Source organism: Methylopila sp. Yamaguchi, from assembly GCF_002897035.1.
Taxonomy (GTDB): Bacteria; Pseudomonadota; Alphaproteobacteria; order Rhizobiales; family Methylopilaceae; genus Methylopila.
On record NZ_BAUX01000005.1, the window covers coordinates 125,797 to 145,582 of the forward strand.

A 19,786-nucleotide genomic window follows, 5' to 3' on the forward strand; every position below is an offset into this window, starting at 1 on the left:
AAGGAGTCCTCGTCTCAAATCGGGACATGTAGCGCATGTATCGTGAGCATCCCCCGCACCGCGGCCCGAAGCCGCCATGAGACTGGCGATTCCCAACTTCTCTACTTTGCCTCATGATGCAAATCAGAATATCAGCGAATGATCAGCAATCAGTTGCGGCGCATCCGTGAATCGGGCTCGATGGGCCAGGCGGCGCTCAGGGGGACAGAGCCGGTCCATGACGCTTGGGGTTGCGGGACTGCGGAAAGCGCTCGTCGCGTCGACGACGGCGCTCGCCGTCACCCTCGCCGGGGCCGGCGGCGTGCTAGTCGCGCGCGCGCAGACGGAGGCGCCGGCTGACAGCGTGGACGCCCTCGTCGCGCGCGCCCGCGCGGCCGCGAACGGGGCTCGTCATGCGGAGGCGGCCGACCTGTTCCGCCAGGCGATGGCGCGCGACCCAGGCCGGCGCGGCGCATTGCTCAGAGAGTTCGCCGACCAGATCGCCTATGGCGGAGATCCCAAACAGGCGGTGGCGCTCTACCGCGAGGCGCAAGGCGCGGGGCTGCAGCCGACCGAGCTCGCGGTGGTCGAGCGGCATCTCGCGGCCGCGCTGACCTGGGCGGGGTCCTTCGCCGAATCCGCCGACGTCTGGGAAAAGATCCTTGCGACCACGCCCGGCGACGTGGAGGCGAAACGCGGCCTCGGCGACGCCCTCATCGCCGGCGGCCGCGCGGCGGCGAACGCCGGCGCAAACAAGGAGGCCGCCGCGCTGTTCGCCCGCGCCATCGAGCGCAGCCCGGACCGCAGGCCCGAGATCGCCCGCGAATTCGCGGACCAGACCGCTTACGCCGGGCAGCCGGACGTGGCGGTCGGGCTGTACCGCGACGCGCTCGCCCGCTCTGATCTGTCGCCCGCGGACCGGGCGCGAGCGGAACGCGGCCTCGCCTTCGCCCGGCTCTGGAGCGGCCGTTTTACCGAAGCGATCGCGGACTGGGAGCGGCTCGCGAGGGCGACGCCGCAGGATCGGGAGGCGAGCGGCGCGCTGGCCGACGCGCTCGTCGGCGCCGCCCGGAAAGCCGCCGGCGACGGCCGGAACGCCGAAGCGGCGATCTTCTTCCGGCGCGCGCAGAGCGCGGCGCCCGAACGCCGCCTCGCGCTGCTGCGCGAATACGCCGACCAGATCGCCTATGCCGGCCGGCCGGCGGAGGCCATTCCGTTCTACCGCGAGGCGATGGCGTCGCGATCGCTGCCGGCCGACGACCGCAAGCGCGCCGCCCGGGGCCTCGCCTTCGCCCTGCTCTGGGCGAACCGCTTCGACGAGGCGACCGGAGCGCTCGAGCGGCTGATCGCGTCCGGAGAGCGCGACGCGGCGACGCGCACGGCGCTTGTCGACGCGGTGGTCGGGGCGGCGCGGGCGGCGGCGGGGCGCGCCGACAACGCCGGCGCGGCCCGACGCTTCGCCAAGGCTATCCGCCTCGCGCCCGGCCGGCGCCGCGCGCTCATCCGCGAATACGCCGACCAGCTGCTCTACGCCGGCCGCCAGCGGGAGGCCGAGGTCGAGTATCGCGTCATGCTGCGCTACGCCGACCTCGACGGCGAGGAGCGGCGTGCGGCGCGGCTGGGCCTCGCCCGCTCGTTGGCGTGGCGCGGCGAGCACGAGGCCGCCGTGCCCGCTTATGGCGACCTTCTGGCCGAGCGCCCCGACGACGTCGACGGAAGGGTCGGCCGCGGCGAGTCCCTGAACACGCTCCGCCGCCACCGAGAAGCCCTGGTCGACTTCGACCGGGCGCTTCGCGTCTCCCCCGGCCTCGAAAGGGCGCTGCGCGGCGCCGGCCAGGCCGAGACGTCCCTCGGCCGGCATCGGGCGGCGCTCGCACGGGTGGAGCCGCTGCTGGACCGACCAGACGTCGAGCGCGACACGCTCGTGCTCGCGGCTTATGCGCGCCGCGCCATGGGGCGCCCGGACATCGCCGTTCCGCTCGCGCAGCGGACGCTCGCGCGGCATCCCGAGGCGGCCGCGGCGCAGAAGCTGCTCGATGAGATCCAGGCCGCCGCCCGTCCGATGACGCTGCCCGAGGTGCGCTACATCAAGCAGGAAGACGGTCTTCGCATCCGGTCCGCCAGCGTGGCGCACACCCACTTCTTCGATTACGGCCTCGCCGAGCTTACGCCGCAGGCGTCGGTCACCCGCTACTGGGGCCACCCGTTTCCCAAGGTGGACATCTATTCGACGGGCGTCTCCGGCCGGCGGCGCGTCAACGACAAGTTCGAGGTCGACGGACTGCTTCGGCTCAACGTGCGGGACGAGCGCCCGGGGCAGCACGTCTCGCTGAACTATGTCGCAACCGCGAGCCTCCTGCCGGACGACGCCTGGCGGCTCTCGCTGCGCGCGTCCCGGATGGATCTCGACGACCCTCGCTCGATCGTCGCCGGCATCCAGACCAACGAGTTCGGCGCGCTCGTGGACTACACGCCGAGCTACGACGTCCGTGTCTGGGCGAGGAGCTTCTACACGCATTATGACGACGGCAACGAGCGGGTCTGGGGCCAGGTGACCGCGCAGACGCGCCTGATCGAGTCCACCTCCGACGTCTGGTTCGGCGTACGCGGCACCGCCTTCGATTTCGCCGAAGAGCTGGACCACGGCTACTGGAATCCGAACCGATACGCCTCGGCCGAGGCGACGGCGCAGCTCTACGGGCCGCTGTTCGGCAAGCTGCGGTACGATCTCCAGGGCGCCGCCGGCTACGAGGCGAGCGACCCGGACGGATCGCGCCCCATCTGGTCGGCGTCGCTTCGGCTGAGCTACGAGGTCGATCCCGCGGTCACGCTGTCGGCCTATGCGGCCCATCAGGTGAGCTCCGCGAACTCCACCGGCGACGGCTTCACGCGCTCGACCTTCGGGGGCGAGGCCAAGATCCGATGGTGAGGGCAGGCTTCGCTTAGGTGCGTGCGTCGGTCAGCTTGGGAGGTAGGAGAGCGCCACTCCCGCGGCCGCGCAGGCAAGGAGCGTCGGGATCATGCCGATCTTGAAGCGCAGCATCGCGACCATCGCGGCGGCCGCGAGCAGCGCCGCCCGCCAGTCGATCGATGCGAGGACGGGCAGATCCGGGCCGAAGCCGGTCGGCCGCACCTCCCGGAAGACGACGTGGAGCGCGAACCAGAGCGCGAGGTTCATGATGACGCCGACGACCGCCGCGGTGATCGCGGTCATGGCCGCCGACAGCCGGACGTTGGACCGCAGCGCCTCGACGTAGGGCGCGCCGAGGAAGATCCAGAAGAAGCACGGCGCGAAGGTCACCCAGGTCGTCACCAGGGCGCCGAGGCAGCCCGCGAGCATCGGGTCGAGGGCCCCGGGGGCGCGGTAGGCGGCGAGGAAGCCGACGAACTGCACCACCATGATCAGCGGGCCGGGCGTGGTCTCGGCGAGTCCGAGCCCGTCGACCATCTCGCCGGGGCGCAGCCAGCCGAAGGTGTCGACCGCGGCCTGCGCCACATAGGCGAGCACCGCATAGGCGCCGCCGAAGGTCACCACCGCCATCGAGCTGAAGAAGGCGCCGACGTGGGTCCAGACGCTGTCCGGTCCCGTCACAGCCCAGAGCAGCGCCACCGGCCCGAGCCAGATCGGCAGCCACACGGCGATCACCCGAAGCGCCTGCCCCGAGCTGGGCTCGGCGTGGCGAAGTTCGCCGCGGGCGAACATCTCGTCGATGATCCCAATCGTGGGCGGCGCCGACTGCGATCCGTGGCCGCCGCCCTTGAATAGCTCGGGCGCCCGCCTCGCCCCGATCCAGCCGAACAGGCCGGCGGCCAGGATGATGATCGGGAACGGGATTCTCAGCAGGAAGATGCCGATGAAAGCCGCCGCCGCGACGCCGACCATGACGCGGTTCTTGAGCGCCCGGCGGCCGATCCGGATCACGGCCTCGACCACCACCGCGAGCACCGCCGCCTTCACGCCGAAGAACACGGCGTCGACCAGCGGCGCCTCCCGCCATACGGCGTAGACGACGCTGAGCGCCAGCATCACCAGCGCGCCGGGCAGCACGAACAGCATCCCGGCGATCACGCCGCCAAGCGTGCGGTGCATCAGCCAGCCGATGTAGGTCGCGAGCTGCTGGGCCTCGGGGCCGGGCAGCAGCATGCAGTAGTTGAGCGCGTGCAGGAACCGCTCCTCGCCGATCCAGCGGCGGTCCTCCACCAGCTCCTTGTGCATCAGCGCGATCTGCCCGGCGGGTCCGCCGAAGCTGAGCAGCCCGATCTTCGCCCAGACGCGGAACGCCTCGCCGCGCGTTGGGACAAGCGGGGGCGCCGCCGACGTCCCGGAGGGGGAGACGGCGGTTTCCGGGATGGTCGACACGGTCATCGTCCCGTCCTCACGCGGTTTTCGGGCCGGACGGCCAGTTGTGTGTCTCCTCGACGGCGTCCCGACACCAGCGGAAGAAGGCGTCGTAGAGCGGCATCCCGGCCTCGAGCTGCTCCAGGTCGTCGCGGTACATCCGCGACAGGCCGAGGGAGGCTGCGAGGAAGCCCGCGGCCTGGGGCGCGAGATCGAGCCGGGCGGTGTCGGCCGCGCGCACGATCGTGGCGAGCCGGTCCAGCGCCGGAGAGCCCAGTCCGAACTCCTCGATCATCGCGTCGAAGGTGCAGCGCTCGCCGCGGTGGCTCCAGAACACGCCATCGACGTCGAACGGCGTCGCGCCGAAGCGCTCGGCCACGCCGCCGACTTCCGAGGCGGCGACGAACAGGAACACGGCGCGCGAATCGACGAAGCGTCGGATGAGCCACGGACAGGCGATGCGGTCGACCTTCGGCCGCGCGCGGGTGACCCAGACGGTCCGGCCCTGCGCGTCCGCAACTGGGAGGCTGGTCGTTCGCAGCATCAGGCCGCCGGCCTCGCGCCAGGCTTCGAAGCCGCCCTCGAGGGTCTCGGCCGCGACGCCGGCGTGCCGCAGCCAGGCGGCCGCGCCCTCGCTGAGCTTGGCGCCGCGCTGGCAGGCGACGACGACCCGCCGGCCGCCGAGAGTGCCGCCCCACTCGACGACCTCGAGCGCGTCGCGTCTGATTGCGCCTGGGATGAGCCGCGGGTCGAGAGCGAAGTCGTCGTCGGTCCGCACGTCGACGATGATCGGCGCGGACGGCGTTCCGACCAGTCGGGACAACTGGGGCGGCGTGATTTGCGTGTTGGAAGGCATGAGCGTCCGTTCCCGTGTCGGGATCGTGGACGCGAACCTTGGGCCGAGGCCTCACGGGGTCGTCGCGGATAAACCCCTTGGCGCGAGGGTAAACATCACGCGGCGGGGTCCGTCAACTTGTCGAGCATGCTGCGCAGGGTCCGCCGCTCCATGTCGGCCCGGAGCACCGCGGCGAGACTCGCTCGGTTCCAGTTACGGTCTGACCGACGGCGCCTTTTCTTTCGGGTCGTTCTTCACGTCGCTGGACCGGTTCGAGACGAACAGCATGACGCTGACGGCCGCGACTACCAAAATGATGAACACGGCGAGCGACTTGCCGCGGCTCGGCCGCAGTCCCTCGCTAGGAACGCGATTTTGATCGCGGTGGGACGGCCTCAGGTCATCGGACATGGCTGATCTCCGACTGGCCAACGGCGCGCAACCCCTGAGGTTCCGCCGCAATCGCCGCGAAGCCGCTCCCGCGGCGGCCGGCCGCCGCACCTCAGACGCGCGTTCCTGGATCTGCGGACGGACGGCCCTCGCGCCACAGCCACAGCGCGGTAATCGCAAGCAGCAGCGCGGCGATCGCGCCGCTCACGCTCAGAGCGTCCCAGCCCGCGAAGCGACCGGCGCCGATAGCGCGCACCAGCAATGGACCCCCGATCTGTCCAACGGCGAAAGCCGATGTCATCCGAGCGAGCAGCGGCGTCGGATTGTCGGGCCGCGCCGCGCGCGCGAGCTGCAAGCCGGCCATGGTCGCGACCATGAAGGAGCTGCCGACGAGAACGGCCGAAGCCGCGACCGCCCACAGCGCCGGGACCATCACCGGCAGGGCGGCGCCGAGCGCCATGGCGGCCTGCGCCAGCGCCCAAAGGCGCCGCCGCGAGACGCTCGGCAGGCTGCGCGAAACGACGGCGACCGACAAAGCGGCGGTCAAGCCGAAGAGAGGCCACGTCAGCCCGAACACCAAAGGGTCGGGGGCGAGTTCGCGCGCCATGGCCGGGAGAAAGGTGGCAGGCAGGATGTAGCCGAATCCGAAGGTCCCGTAGCAGATCACCAGGGCCCATTGTCCGCCCCTCCTCCCTGGGGCGCCCGCCGCGGCAGCCTCGGGACTCGACCTCTCCGCGCGGGGAGAGCTCTGTCCGCGCGAGAGCGCCCAGACCAGAAGCGCTCCGGCGCTGGCGACCAGCCCGAGCTCGGCCCAGAGCCAGTGCGCCGGCTGGCGCCCGCCGAGCCACGCCAGCACGCCGGCGAAGGCGACGCCGAGGCCGACGCCGGTGTAGATCCAGGAGCCCAACCGCCCGGCCCGAAGCCGGGCGAGTTCCGCCAGGCACCAGCTGCTCGCGCAGACCAGCGACCAGGCGCTGAAGACGCCCGCCGCCCCCCGCAGCAGGGCGCCGTAGAGGGCGCTCGGCATCGCCCCGACCTCCGCCATCGCCAGGGTCGTAAGCGCCACGCCGCCCAAGCTGAGGATCAGCCCGCGCCTTGGGTCGCGGCTGAACCAAGAGGCCGTCAGAGCGCCGATGAGATAGCCGGCGTAATTCGCCGCCGCCCATTCGACGCCCTCCACGGCGTCGAGGGCGCCGTCGCGTATCATCAGGGGCATCAGAGGGGTGAAGGCGAAACGGCCGATCCCCATGGCGACGGCGAGCGCGACGAGTCCGCTGCCGACGATCGACCAGGTCGAAGGGCTGGGCGCGGCCGGGCGGGGATGCGTCATGCTCATTCGAGCCTCAGCGAGGCTGCTGTCTGACATCGGCGCCTCTGAGCCTTCGGGGCGTACATGGGAGCGTGCGCGAACCCCTGACACGCTTTCGCGCGCAGCTGAACCGATCTTGAAGGCGGGGAGAAATGACGCCAGCGCGTGGCCGGACGCGTCTCAGCGAGACAGCGGATCGGGCGCGCCGCTTTCCGAGGATCATCCCGACAGCCGATAGCCGACGCCCGGCTCCGTCAGCACCAGCGACGGGCGGGCGGGATCGGCTTCGAGCTTCACGCGCAGCTGGCGGATGAACACCCGCAGGGAGGTCTGGTCGCCGTCGTCCTGGCCCCAGACGGCGCGGAACAGATGCCGGTGGGTCAAGACCTTGCCGGCGTGGACGATCAGCTCCCGCAGGATGGCGAACTCCTTGGGGCTGAGCTTCACCTCCGCGCCATCGCGGGTCACCAGATGGCGCGACAGGTCGACCGTCAGCGGCCCCGCGCTGAACACCGGCTCCGCGCCACGGCCGGCGAGCCGGTGGCGAAGGGCCGCTCGCATGCGGGCCATCAGCTCGTCGGTCCCGAAGGGCTTCGTCACGTAGTCGTCGGCGCCGAGATCGAGCGCCGCGACCTTGGCGGCCTCGTCGCCGCGGCTCGACAGCACGACGATCGGGACCGGACTTTTGGCGCGGATCTCACGGATGACGTCGAGCCCGTCCATGTCCGGGAGACCGAGATCGAGCAGCACCAGCTCAGGCGAGACGTGGCGCATCAGGCGCAGCGCTTCGGCCGCGGTCTCGGCTTCGAAGGTCTTGTAGTCGTTGACCGACAGCGTCGCCTTCAGGAAGCGCCTGATCGGCGCCTCGTCGTCGACGATCAGGACGGTGATCGCGCTGGACGCCATCAGGACGGTCTCCGGGTTCCGGCGGGCGCGTCCGCCTTCAGGCGCAGGACGAAGCGCGCCCCGCGGCCGGACGGGGCGGCGCTTGCTTCCGCCGAGCCGCCCTGCGCTTCGAGAAAGCCCTTGGCGATCGCGAGGCCGAGGCCCGCGCCCGGCGTTTTGCGGTCGCCGGCGGCCGAGCGGTAGAAGCGGTCGAAGACATGCGGCAGATCCTGGGGCGCGATTCCCGGCCCGTCGTCGGTGACGCTCATCACGACGTCGCTTCCGTCTTTCGCGCCGCGAATGTCGATCCGGGCGCGGGGCGGCGTGTGCTTGCCCGCGTTCTCCAGAATGTTCATCAGCGCATGCTCGAACAGCACGGGGTCGCCCAAGGCCACCAGCGGCTCGTCGGGAAAGTCGAGGGTCACGAGGCGGCCCCCGAGCGCCGCGCCGGCGCGGCGGAGCGCTACGCCCGCCATGTCCTCGACGTCGAGCGGCTCCAGCTTCACGGCCATGCCGCCGGCGTCAAGCCGGACCACGTCCAGCAGGTTCGCCACGAAGCGGTTGAGCCGCTCAGTCTCGGTCTGGGCGCTCGCCAGCATGTCGTCCCGCGTGGCGTCGTCGTAGCGGCTTCCGAAGCTCCGGAGGCTGGTGATCACCCCCATGATGGTGGCGAGCGGCGTCTTCAGGTCATGGCTGACGGAGGTCAGCAGCGCCCCGCGCAGCCGTTCGGTCTCGGCCTCGAGCCGCGCCCGGTCGACGTCGACGCCGAGGCGCACCCGCTCGAGCGCCACCGCGGTCTGATCGGCCAGGGCGTCGAGCAGGCGGCGCTCGACCGGCGTCAGCACCGGACCTTCGGCGCGGCGCGCCACGCCGACCACGCCGAGGCGTCCGCGGCTGGTCCTGAGCGGCAGGAACAGCCGGGTCGCGCCGGGAAGCGTGGGAGCGCCGCGACCCGTGGGCTCATCGTGCTCGTAGGCCCAGGTGGCGGCGGCGAGCTCGGCCCTGTCGAGCGCGTCCTCGGGCGGATAGGCCCCGCCGATCGCGAGCCCTCCGGGCTGCGCAGTGAGCAGCACGACGTCGGCCTTCAGCATGAGCGCGACCTGGTGGGCGGCCGCCCACAGCAGGTCGTCCTCGGTTCCGACCGCGGCGAGCTTGCGCGAGAAGGCGTAGAGCTCGGCGGTGACCCGCGCCTGGGTCCGCGCCGCGATGGTCTGCGCCCGCGCGCGCGCCGCGACCGAACTCGCGAGCAGCGCGGTCAGCGAGAAGAACACAAGCGCGACGACGTTCTCGGGATCTTCGACGGTCAGCGAATAGCGCGGATCGAGGAAGAGGAAATTGTAGGCGACGGCCGACATGACGGAGGCGGCAAGCGACGGCGCCAAGCCATAGCGGACCGCGACCAGAAGCACGGGCGGCACAAAGATCAAGGATATGTTGGGCAGGTCGATCGCGAGATCGATCGCCAGGCCGACGCCGCCAGCAAGCGCCACGGCCGCCGCAGCGAGCCCATAGGCCGCGCCGCCCGCCCCGCGCTTTGCCGCCCGCGTCGCGACCGTCTTCGGCGGCGCCGTCTCCTTGTCGCCCGAGATCACCTGCACCGCGATCGGGCCCGCGCGGTCGATCAGGCCCGCGACCACGGACCCGCGCGTCAGAGCGAACCAGGCGGAGCGCTTGGCTTTGCCGACGACGATCGTCGTGACGTTCCGGCTTCGCGCGAAATCCAGGAGCTCGTCCGCGACGTCGGCGCCGCCCGGCAGCATCAGCGCTTCCGCCCCGAGCGCCTCGGCCAGGCGCAGCGTGTCCGCCACCCGGTCGCGCTCGACCTCGGACATGCGCGCATGCCGAGCGGTCTCGATCGCCACGCAGTGCCAAGGGGCGCGGGCGCGGTCCGCAAGACGCTTTCCGGCGCGCACCAGCGCCGCCGCGCCCGGCCGCTCGTCGATCGCGACGAGCACGCGCTCGCTCGCGGGCCAAGGCCCGTCGATCGCGTTCGCCGCCATGTACTCGCGCATGTCGCTGTCGACGCGCTCGGCGGTGCGGCGGAGCGCGAGCTCACGAAGCGCCGTCAGGTTGCCCGGCTGGAAGAAATGCCGGACGGCGCGCTCCGCCTGCTCGCGGACATAGACCTTGCCGGCCGCCAGCCGCTTTCGCAGCGCGTCGGGCGTGACGTCGATGACCTCGACCTCGTCCGCAAGATCGAACAGCCGGTCGGGAACGGTTTCACGCACCCGCACACGGGTGATGCGCGCCACGACGTCGTTCAGGCTTTCGAGGTGCTGGACGTTCAGCGTCGTCAGCACGTCGATCCCCGCCGCGAGCAGCTCTTCGACGTCCTGATGGCGCTTCGGATGCCGCGAGCCGGGGGCGTTGGCGTGCGCCAGTTCGTCGACGAGGACCAGCGCCGGCGCGCGCTTCAGCACCGCGTCCACGTCCATGTCCTGAAGCGTCCGGCCGCGATACGCGACCTCGCGCGGCGGCAGCGCTTCGAGACCTTCGACCAGCGCCAGCGTCTCGGCGCGCCCGTGGGTCTCGATCACGCCGATCACGACGTCGACGCCCTCGCGCTTGGCCGCGTGGGCGGCGGTCAGCATCTCGTAGGTCTTGCCGACCCCGGGGGCCGCGCCGAAGAAGATCTTCAGCCGCCCACGCTCGCCGCGGCGCGCTGCGGCGAGGAAGCGTTCCGGGGCGGGGCGGGCGTCTGCGGCCATTCCGGCAGGTTATACGCCGCGATCGCGTTGAAGCGTCATGGCTTCGGGAGCGCGTCCAGCGCCATGTTGAGCGCCAGCACGTTCACCCGCGGCTCGCCGATCCATCCAAGCAGCCGCGGCTCGATGGCTCTCTCCACCAGCGCCCGGACGTCGGCTTCCGGCAGGCCGCGCTCGCGCGCGACGCGGGCCGTCTGCGCGAACGCCGAGGCGGGCGTGATGTCGGGGTCGAGGCCGGAGCCCGACGCGGTGACGAGATCCGCCGGGATCGCGCCTGCAATCCCGTTCTCCGCCCGCGCCTTCTGGACGTCGCCCGCGATCCGTTCGGCGAGCGCCTTCGAGGTCGGACCGAGGTTGGAGCCCGAGGATGAGGCCGCGTCGTAGCCGGCCGTTCCGGCCGCGGAAGGGCGGCCGTGGAAATAGCGAGGGCTTGCGAACGCCTGGCCGATGAGACGGGAGCCGACGATCGCCCCGTCCTTTTCGATCATCGAACCGTTGGCGGCGGAGGGGGCGACGGTCTGGGCGATCCCGGTGATCGCGAGGGGGTACGCGATCCCGGTGACAAGCGTGAACAGCGCCAGAAGGACGACGGCGGGGCGGAGATGGGCGAGCATGGCGGTGGATCCGGATGCAGGTTGAAGCTCGTCATTCCCCGGCTTGTCCGGGGAATCCACCGTCGGCGTGGAGCGCCTGCGTCAGACGACGGCGTGAGCGGATGACTGGATCCCCCGGACAAGCCGGGGGATGACGAAACGCCTCCAGGGCGTCAGGCGAGGCCGAGCGCCGAGACGCCCATGTCGATCAGCTTGATGCCGAGGAAGGGCGCGATCAGGCCGCCTAGGCCATAGACGAGCAGGTTTCGCCGCAGCAGCGCCGCGGCGCTCGACGGCGTGTAGCGGACGCCCCGCAGCGCGAGCGGCACCAGCGCCACGATGATCAGCGCGTTGAAGATGATCGCCGAGAGGATCGCGCTTTCAGGCGAGGCGAGCCCCATGACGTTGAGCGCGGCCAGCGACGGATAGAGCGCCACGAACATCGCGGGCAGGATCGCGAAGTACTTCGCGACGTCGTTCGCGATCGAGAAGGTTGTGAGCGCGCCGCGGGTCATCAGCAGCTGCTTCCCGATGCCGACGATCTCGATGAGCTTGGTGGGGTCCGAGTCGAGATCGACCATGTTGCCGGCCTCGCGGGCCGCGACTGTGCCGGTCTGCATCGCCACCCCGACGTCGGCCTGGGCGAGCGCTGGCGCGTCGTTCGTGCCGTCGCCGCACATGGCGACGAGCTTTCCGCCGGCCTGCTCCTTCCGGATCAGCGCGAGCTTCATCTCGGGCGTCGCCTCGGCGAGGAAGTCGTCGACGCCGGCTTCCGCCGCGATCGCCGCCGCGGTCATCGGGTTGTCGCCCGTGATCATGACAGTGCGGATGCCCATCGCCCGAAGCTCCGCGAAGCGTTCGCGGATGCCGCCTTTGACGATGTCCTTGAGATGGACGACGCCGAGCGCCTGCGCGTCGCGCGCCACGACCAGCGGCGTGCCGCCGGCCTTGGCGACGCGCTCGACGATCTCGCCGAGCTCCGCGGGGATCGTTCCGCCGAGCCGCGTTACGTGGGCGATGACCGCGTCGGCCGCGCCTTTGCGGATCTTCGAGGAGCCCATGTCCACGCCGCTCATACGGGTCTGAGCGGTGAAGGGGATGAAGGTCGCCTCCAGCGGGCCCATCTCGCGCCCCCTCAGGCCGTGCGCCTCCTTGGCCAGAACCACGATCGAACGCCCCTCGGGCGTCTCGTCCGAGAGGCTGGCGAGCTGCGCGGCGTCCGCGAGTTCGCTTGGGCGGACTCCCGGCAGGGGCAAAAACTCCGCCGCCTGGCGGTTGCCGAGCGTGATGGTGCCGGTCTTGTCGAGCAGCAGAACGTCGACGTCGCCGGACGCCTCGACGGCGCGGCCGGACATCGCCAGCACGTTGAAGCGCACGAGCCGGTTCATGCCCGCGATGCCGATCGCCGAGAGCAGGCCGCCGATCGTGGTGGGGATGAGGGTCACGAACAGCGCGACCAGAACGATCACCGGAACCACGCCCCCGGCGTAGGAGGCGAAGGCTGGGATGGTCGCGACCGCCAGAACGAAGATCAGGCTGAGGCCCGCGAGCAGGATGGTGAGGGCGATCTCGTTCGGAGTCTTGGCCCTTTCGGCGCCCTCGACCAGCGCGATCATGCGGTCGAGGAAGCTCGAGCCGCTCGCCGCGGTGATGCGCACCTTGATGCGGTCGGACAGCACCTTGGTGCCGCCCGTCACGGCCGATCGGTCGCCGCCGGATTCGCGGATCACCGGCGCGCTTTCGCCGGTGATCGCGCTTTCGTCCACGGTCGCCACGCCCTCGATCACCTCGCCGTCGCCGGGAATGAGATCGCCGGGCTCGACCAGCACCACGTCGCCGACCTTCAGCGCGGCCGCGGCGATCTCCTCGTGCCGGGCGCCATCGCCGAGAAGGCGTTTCGCCATGGTGTCCGACCGCGTCCGCCGCAGCGCGTCGGCCTGCGCCTTGCCCCGGCCTTCGGCGATCGCTTCCGAGAAGGTCGCGAAGTAGACGGTCAGCCAAAGCCAGAAAGCGAGCTGTCCGGAGAAGGCGGCGCTTACGCCCGAGGCCAGGTCTCGCAGGAAAAGCACGGCGGCGACCGTCGCCGCGATCTCGACCGCGAACATCACGGGATTGCGGATCATCTGGCGCGGGTCGAGCTTGCGCGCCGCGGAGGCGAGCGCGGGCGCGATCAACGCGGCGTCGAACAGGGAGCGGGGGCGTGCGTGCATGGTTTGGGCTCGGGATGGCGCCGCCGCCTTCACGCCTCTGACGCGGTCCGCGATTGGGACGCGCTGGGCTCGAGAACGGAACGGCGAAAGTCAGGATGTTCCGCAACGCTGCGGAGCGCCGCGTCAGAAGCTGTTGGGCGACGGTGGCGCGGCGACGAAGGAGGCGTCGGCGTCTCGAAGGGAGGGCGCAGTCGAGGTCATGGCGTCCAAGGTCATGGCGTCACAGCCGCTCGCACGCGATCGCATAGGCTGCGAGCGCCCAGAAGGCGCCTACGCCGCCCACGAGCATCAAGAGATCCATCATGTCCCTGCTCCGCAACGGCCGGTCGCCGCGTCAGGAACCTGGCGCCGAGGAGCGTTGGGATGGGAGACGGGGCGTGTCCGTCGAGCGTTAAAGCTGCGTTGGGAGGCGACGTCCGCCGTCAGGGCGCGCCGGTCAGGACCGCCCCGGCGCCAGCCGGCTCGCGCGGAGCTGGCCGTCGCTCTCGAGCAGGCCGTGGACGGTGGCGGCGATGTGCGCCTCGATGCGCTTCAGGTCGCGGGTGATGTCGAGCTGCAGCGCGCTGGTCTCGATCTGGTCGGAGCGGCCGGACCGCATCTCTGCGAAATGGCGCTCCGTGGCCTCGCGCTCCAGCTCGCGGAACTGCTCCTTCTCCGCGACGAGCCGCCGGGCGGCCTGGTGATCGCCCGACATGAACACCGCGACCGCGAGGCGGAGGTGCTCGCACAGCCGGGCGTGCATGGCGTCGATGCGCTGGATCGCGGCCGGCGGCAGCAGGCGTCTGTCGCGGATGCGCTGCGCGGCCATCTCCATCAGGTTCTTGTCGACGATGTCGCCGATGTGCTCGAGGTTGATCGCGAGCGCGAGCGTGGCGAAGACCCTTTGGGTCTCCTTGTCGCTCAGCCGGTCGTGGTCGATCGCGCCGATGTAGAGCTGGATCTTGTCGTAGAGCGTGTCGAGCACGTCGTCGGTGCGGCTGACGTTAAGCACGCGGCCGATGTCGTCATGGGCGAAGGCGCCCTGCGATCCCTTCAGCATGCGCTCCACCACGTCCGCCATATGCAGCACCTCGCGCGCGGCGTTGGCGAGCGCGACCGAGGGCGTCGAAAGCGCGGCTTCGTCGAGGTAGAGCGGCGCCGCCGGGTCGCCTTCCGTCGGCCGGTCGGGCAGAACGCGCTTGAGAAGCGCCGCGAGCTGCGGCAGCAGGCCGATGAACAGCGCGGCGGTGGCGAGGTTGAAGGCGAGATGGCCGAGCGCCGCGAGCCGCGCGGGATCGGCGTCGACGAGCGACAGCGCTTGCGCGATCGGGCCCAGGAACGGCAGCGCGAGCGCGCAGCCGACAAGGCGGTTTGCGAGGTTGCCGAGCGGCGCCCGAAGCTTCGCCGGCGCGCCGCCCATGGCGTCGATCAGCGGGTTCAGCGCGCTGCCGAGGTTGCAGCCGAGCACCATTGCGAGCGCCGCCTCGGTCGAGATCACGCCCGCGCCCGCGAGCGACATCACGAACAGCATGGCCGCGACCGAGGAGTGAGCCGCCCAGCTCAAGGCGGCGGCCAGCAGCACCGTGATCAGCGGCTCCTCGGTCAGCGCGCCGAGCAGCATGCGGAGCGTGCCCGAGGCCTCGATCGGCCGCATGGTCTCCACCAGCAGATGCAGCGCGAGCAGCATCAGGCCGAGGCCGATCGCGGTCTGCGCCAGGTCGCGGACGAGGCTGGACCGTCCCCGGCGATAGACCGCGACGCCGATGAAGAGCAGCAGCGGGAAGACATAGGAGACGTCGAAGGACGCGACCTGCACGATCAGCGTGGTGCCGACGTTCGCGCCCAGCATCATGGCGAGCGCGGGAGCGAGCTCCACGGCCCCCGCCCCGCTGAACGAGGCGATCATCAGCGCGGTCGCGGTCGACGACTGCAGCAGGGCCGTGACGCCGACCCCCGCCAGGAAGGCGCGGCCGCGGTTGCGCAGGGCCTCGCCCAGCATGTGACGGAGGTCGCTGCCGAAGGCGCGCTGCACGCCGCTGCTGACCACGTGCACGCCCCACAGCAGGAGCGCGACCTCGCCCAGCAGTTCGATCAGAACGTGGGTGGCGGACATCAGACGAAGCCCGTCGATGAAACCGCGTCATGCCCGGCGAAGCCGGGTATCCACGACTTGGGCGTGGGGCGCGTGGCGGCCAAGTCGTGGATACCCGTGCGAAGGCGCGCGGCTCCCCTCTGCGACGGCCGGGCCACGCTCGCGCGCGTCACCGCCCCCGCGCCCCCAGCGCGCCGTCGATCGCCGTCTCCAGGCGGTCGAGCGCGAGCGCCATCTCGTCGCGCGTCAGCGTCAGCGGCGGCGTCAGGGTGATGACGTTGCCCATCGTCGTCTTGAACGACAGGCCGAGGTCCAGCGCGCGGTACATGATGTCCTCCGCAAGCACCCCGTCAGGGTCGGACCCGCCAGTCTTCACCATCTCGACGCCCAGCAGAAGCCCCCTTCCCCGCACGTCGCCCATGACCTCGCGGCGGCTGCTCATGTCTTTCAGGCGCTCCAGCGCGTAGGCGCCGACGGACGCGGCGTTCTCGACCAGCCCTTCGTCCTCGATGATCTCGATCGTCGTCAGCGCGGCGCGCGCGGTGACCGGATTCTTCTCGTGGGTGTAATGGCCGAAGGCCCAATCCTGCGCGACGTCGAGCTCGGGCCGGGCGATCAGCGCCGCGATCGGCAGGATGCCGCCCCCGAGCGCCTTGCCGGTCACCAGGATGTCGGGCGCGACGCCGTCGTGCTCGCAGGAGAACATCCGGCCGGTCTTGCCGAGTCCGGTCGGGATCTCGTCGAAGATCAGCAGCACGCCGTGGCGGTCGCAGATCCCACGCACCTCGGCCCAAAAGCCGGGCGGCGCGACGTAGGGCACCGCGCGGGTGGGCTCGGCCACGAGCGCCGCAACGTCGCTGTCGCGCGAGAGCACGTAGTCGATCATCCGGGCGCAGGCCGCCCCGCTCGCCTCCGGCGTCGTGGTCCCATAGGGGCAGCGATAGCCGCCGAAGGGCGCGACCTGCAGCGCGCCGGCGACCAGCGGCGCGGCGGGGCCGGAGCGGAACAGCATCTCGCCGGACATGGCGCCGGCCCCGACGCCCGCGCCGTGGAAGGCGTCCCAGAACGACAGCGTCTTGAACCGGCCGGTCGCGATCCGCGCCATCTTCACCGCCAGCTCGATCGCGTCGGAGCCGCCGGTGGTAAACAGCACCTTCGAAAGCGTCCCCGGCGTGATCGACGCGAGCTTCTCCGCGAGCAGCGCCGCCGGCTCGCAGGCGTAGCGGCGTGGAGCGAAGGGCAGCGCGTCCATCTGGTCGGCGATCGCCTTCTTCAGGCGCGGGTGGCCGTAGCCGATGTGGTGGACGTTGTTGCCGTGGAAATCCATGTAGCGCCGGCCGGCGACGTCCTCGATCCAGATCCCCTCCGCCTTGGCGATGGCGTTGAGGCAGGGCGTCGACACCGACTGCCGGAGAAACGCGCGTTCGTCGCGGGCGAGCAGAGCCCGGGTCGGCCCATCGAGCGCGCCGGCCTGCCAGGCGGCGCGCCGGTCGGTCAGGTTGGTGTCGCTTTCGGACTGGGCGACGAGGCGGGGCTTCATGCTCATTCCCTGGCGTTTAGCGGACGCGCCAGCGCTGCAGCCGGCCGAAGACCAGCGCGTTGAGCGCCACGTGCAGCAGCTTCACGCCGATCGCGGTCGCCATGATCACCGTGCCCATGGCGGCGGCGGAGGCGACGGCGCCGGCCTCGTCCATGTGAACGATCGCGATCGAGGCGAGCTTGGTGCTGGAGCCGTAGAGGAAGATCACGGCGGAGACCGTCGTCATGGCGTTGACGAAGAGGTAGACGGCGATGTCGAGGATCGCCGGCATGCAGATCGGCGCGGTGACGCGGGAGAAGGTCCGCCAGAACGGAACCTTGAGCGAGGCGGAGACCGCCTCGAACTCGCGGTCGATCTGCTTGAGGCTCGTCAGCGCCGTGATGTGCGCGACGGTGTAGTAGTGCGCGACCGTGTTGATCACCATCACGATCAGCGTGCCGTAGAGCACGTTCAGCGGGTTCCAGCTGGCGTTGAAGAAGAACACGTAGCCGAGGCCAAGCACCAGGCCCGGCACCGCCATCGGCAGCATGGCGAGGAAGTGCGCGAATCCCCGAAGGCGCGGGAACACGATCAGCTTCTCGATGAGATAGGCCCCGACGAAGACGAAGGCCGTGCCGATGACCGCGGTGAGACCGGCGAGCTTCAGAGAGTTGACGTAGCCCTCCCAGCCGGTGGGCTCGACGTTGGCGAAGTCGTAGTTGTTGAGCGTCAGCGAGAGGTTGTACGGCCAGTAGCGCACGAACGAGCCCCAGACCGCGACGCCGTAGGTGGCGACGATGGCGCTCCCGACCAGCGCCGTGAAAACGAACAGCGACCAGTCGCGCTGCCGGTCGCGTTTCGGGAAGTACGGCGTCGCGCGCGCCGAGAGCAGCGCGGTCTGCCGCTTCTGGGCGCGGCGGTCCACGAAGAAGGCCGCCACCGCCGGGATCAGCAACACGAGGCCGACCACCGCGCCCATGGGGAAGTTCTGCTGGCCGACGACCTGGCGGTAGGCGTCGGTCGCGAGCACGTCGAACTGGCCGCCGATCACCTTCGGGACGCCGAAATCCGTGATGACGAGGGTGAAGACCACGAAGGCCGCGCTGACGAGGCCGTAGCGGGCGCCCGGCAGGGTGATGGTCCAGAAGATGCGGCGCCGGGTCGTGCCGAGCGCGTCCGCGGCCTCACGAAGACGCCCGTCGGCCAGCGACAGCGCGGTGGTGAGGATCAGCAGCGCGTGGGGGAAGCTGTAGAGCGCCTCCGCCGCCACGATGCCGACCGGCCCGTAGAGCGAGGCGCCCATCATCCAGGACTTGAGAATGCCCTGGTTGCCGAACACGTAGATCAGCGCGAGAGCGGCCATCAGCGACGGCGCGAAGATCGGGAGCAGCGCCGCGGCCGCGAACAGGCCCTTCAGCGGCATGCGGCTGCGCGTCAGCGCATAGGCGTAGACGAAGGCGAGCGGGATCACGATCGCGGTCGCGAGCCCCGCCACCATGACGCTGTTCGCCAGCGAGGCGACCAGCGTCGGCGAACGGACGTAGGCCGCGAAGTTCGCGAGGCCGACGAACTGGCCGTCGACGTTCTGCACGCTCTTCGACAGCAGCGTCCACAGCGGCAGCGCGATGATGAGGACGAGGACGAGGCAGACGACCGTGATCAGCGCGCCCGCGACCTGGGCCTCGCCGAGGCCTGCGCGGCGGAACCCCATGGCCGGCGCCGCCGCGGGCGCAGAGGTTGCGAGTTCGCTCACGAGGCCGCCGCGGCGAACACGCGCAGCGCCTCCGGCGGAAAGGCGACCGGGCGGACGTCGCCCGTCGCGACCCCGAGGTCGCGCATGGCGTTGGCGGAGATGTCGGCCGCGATGACCGGCGCGCCGGGCTCGACCGGCGCGAGCTGCGCGCGGCAGAAGGCGCCGAGGAACGCGAGGTCGCCGACCCGGGCGTCGAACCGGTTCGCGGCGTCGGCCGCGACGGCGCGGGTCTGGACCGCCTCTGGCCGCAGCGCGAGCTTCACCTTCGAGCCGACCGGCGCCCCGGCGTCCTCCGCCACGATGAAGTCGAGCGCGCCGACCTTCACGCTGCGGGGGCCGGTGACGATCGCGTCGAGGAACGTCATGTGGCCCACGAAGTCGGCGACGAAGGCGGTCGCGGGACGGCGGTAGATCTCCTCAGGCGTCCCCACCTGCTCGATCACGCCGTGGTTCATCACCACGATGCGGTCCGCCATGGCGAGCGCCTCCTCCTGGTCGTGGGTCACCATGATCGTGGTGACGCCCAGCCGCTGCTGCAGCGCCCGCATCTCGTCCCGCAGCCGCACGCGCACCTTGGCGTCGAGCGCCGACAGCGGCTCGTCGAGCAGCAGCAGGCCGGGCGAGGTCGCGAGTGCGCGGGCGAGCGCCACCCGCTGCTGCTGGCCGCCGGAGAGCTGGCCGGGGAACTTCGCCCCCTGCTCGGCCAGGCCGACCAGCGCGAGCAGCTCCGCGACGCGCGCGTCGATCTCCCGCCGCGGCCGGGAGCGGTTGACGAGGCCGTAGCCGACGTTCTTCGCGACCGTCAGGTTAGGAAACAGCGCGTAGGACTGGAACACGATGCCGAAGTCGCGCTCGGACGGCGGCGCCTTCGAGACGTCGCGCCCGCCGATGTGGATCGTCCCCTCATCCTGCGGGTCGAGGCCGGCGATCGCCCGCAGCAGCGTGGTCTTTCCGCAGCCCGACGGTCCAAGGAAGCAGACGAACTCGCCGCGCGAGACGTCGAGATCGACGTCCTTCAGCGCCCGGAACCCGCCGAAGCTCTTACCTAGCCCTCGCACGCGGAGGAAAGAGCTGGCGATCGTATCGGCTACGGTCATGGCGTCGGGCTCCTGCTCAGCGCTGACGGAGACGAACTGCGTGCTTCGAGACGCCTCGCGGCGCGAGGCTCCTCAGTATGAGGAGGTTTCGACGAACGCCG

At 71.0% G+C, this 19,786-nt stretch carries 13 protein-coding genes; 1 reads left to right on the forward strand and 12 read right to left on the reverse strand.

Annotated elements, in window-relative coordinates:
* Nucleotides 1-217: 217 nt before the first annotated feature.
* Entirely contained in the window at nucleotides 218-2,908 is a 2,691-nt protein-coding gene (locus tag METY_RS07735) for a tetratricopeptide repeat protein (protein WP_103120804.1), read from the forward strand.
* Nucleotides 2,909-2,938: 30 nt separating this feature from the next.
* Here METY_RS07735 and chrA read toward each other — a convergent pair whose 3' ends face one another.
* The 12 genes from chrA to METY_RS07795 all read right to left on the reverse strand — a co-directional run bounded on the left by chrA (nucleotide 2,939) and on the right by METY_RS07795 (nucleotide 19,685).
* The gene (gene chrA, locus METY_RS07740) at nucleotides 2,939-4,345 is read right to left on the reverse strand and encodes a chromate efflux transporter (protein WP_103120805.1); all 1,407 of its coding nucleotides are present in this window, start codon (nucleotides 4,343-4,345) and stop codon (nucleotides 2,939-2,941) included.
* Between the two features lie 10 nt (nucleotides 4,346-4,355).
* On the reverse strand, nucleotides 4,356-5,174 hold the full coding sequence (locus tag METY_RS07745; RefSeq protein WP_103120806.1) for a chromate resistance protein ChrB domain-containing protein: 819 nt from the start codon (nucleotides 5,172-5,174) through the stop codon (nucleotides 4,356-4,358).
* Between the two features lie 192 nt (nucleotides 5,175-5,366).
* The gene (locus tag METY_RS07750) at nucleotides 5,367-5,564 is read right to left on the reverse strand and encodes a hypothetical protein (protein ID WP_103120807.1); all 198 of its coding nucleotides are present in this window, start codon (nucleotides 5,562-5,564) and stop codon (nucleotides 5,367-5,369) included.
* A 91-nt stretch (nucleotides 5,565-5,655) separates the two neighbouring features.
* A complete protein-coding gene (locus METY_RS07755; protein ID WP_244593564.1) occupies nucleotides 5,656-6,873 on the reverse strand; it encodes a YbfB/YjiJ family MFS transporter in 1,218 nt (405 codons plus the stop codon).
* A gap of 198 nt (nucleotides 6,874-7,071) precedes the next feature.
* Complete coding sequence (locus METY_RS07760; RefSeq protein ID WP_103120809.1) at nucleotides 7,072-7,758, reverse strand: response regulator; 687 nt, start codon at nucleotides 7,756-7,758, stop codon at nucleotides 7,072-7,074.
* The gene (locus METY_RS07765; RefSeq protein WP_103120810.1) at nucleotides 7,758-10,445 is read right to left on the reverse strand and encodes a sensor histidine kinase; all 2,688 of its coding nucleotides are present in this window, start codon (nucleotides 10,443-10,445) and stop codon (nucleotides 7,758-7,760) included. Before METY_RS07765 ends, METY_RS07760 begins: the two co-directional genes overlap by 1 nt.
* A gap of 35 nt (nucleotides 10,446-10,480) precedes the next feature.
* Nucleotides 10,481-11,056: a potassium-transporting ATPase subunit KdpC gene (kdpC, locus tag METY_RS07770; RefSeq protein WP_103120811.1), complete on the reverse strand. Its 576-nt coding sequence runs from the start codon at nucleotides 11,054-11,056 to the stop codon at nucleotides 10,481-10,483.
* A 152-nt stretch (nucleotides 11,057-11,208) separates the two neighbouring features.
* Nucleotides 11,209-13,245, reverse strand: coding sequence for a potassium-transporting ATPase subunit KdpB (gene kdpB / locus METY_RS07775; protein ID WP_103120812.1), 2,037 nt, complete (start codon nucleotides 13,243-13,245; stop codon nucleotides 11,209-11,211).
* A 436-nt stretch (nucleotides 13,246-13,681) separates the two neighbouring features.
* Entirely contained in the window at nucleotides 13,682-15,337 is a 1,656-nt protein-coding gene (locus tag METY_RS07780) for a Na/Pi cotransporter family protein (RefSeq protein WP_103120813.1), read from the reverse strand.
* A gap of 148 nt (nucleotides 15,338-15,485) precedes the next feature.
* Nucleotides 15,486-16,856, reverse strand: coding sequence for a (R)-1-hydroxy-2-aminoethylphosphonate ammonia-lyase (pbfA, locus tag METY_RS07785; protein ID WP_103120919.1), 1,371 nt, complete (start codon nucleotides 16,854-16,856; stop codon nucleotides 15,486-15,488).
* A gap of 16 nt (nucleotides 16,857-16,872) precedes the next feature.
* A complete protein-coding gene (locus tag METY_RS07790) occupies nucleotides 16,873-18,588 on the reverse strand; it encodes a putative 2-aminoethylphosphonate ABC transporter permease subunit (protein WP_103120814.1) in 1,716 nt (571 codons plus the stop codon).
* A complete protein-coding gene (locus tag METY_RS07795; RefSeq protein WP_103120815.1) occupies nucleotides 18,585-19,685 on the reverse strand; it encodes a putative 2-aminoethylphosphonate ABC transporter ATP-binding protein in 1,101 nt (366 codons plus the stop codon). The genes METY_RS07790 and METY_RS07795 overlap by 4 nt, the downstream gene beginning before the upstream one ends.
* Nucleotides 19,686-19,786 lie beyond the last annotated feature (101 nt).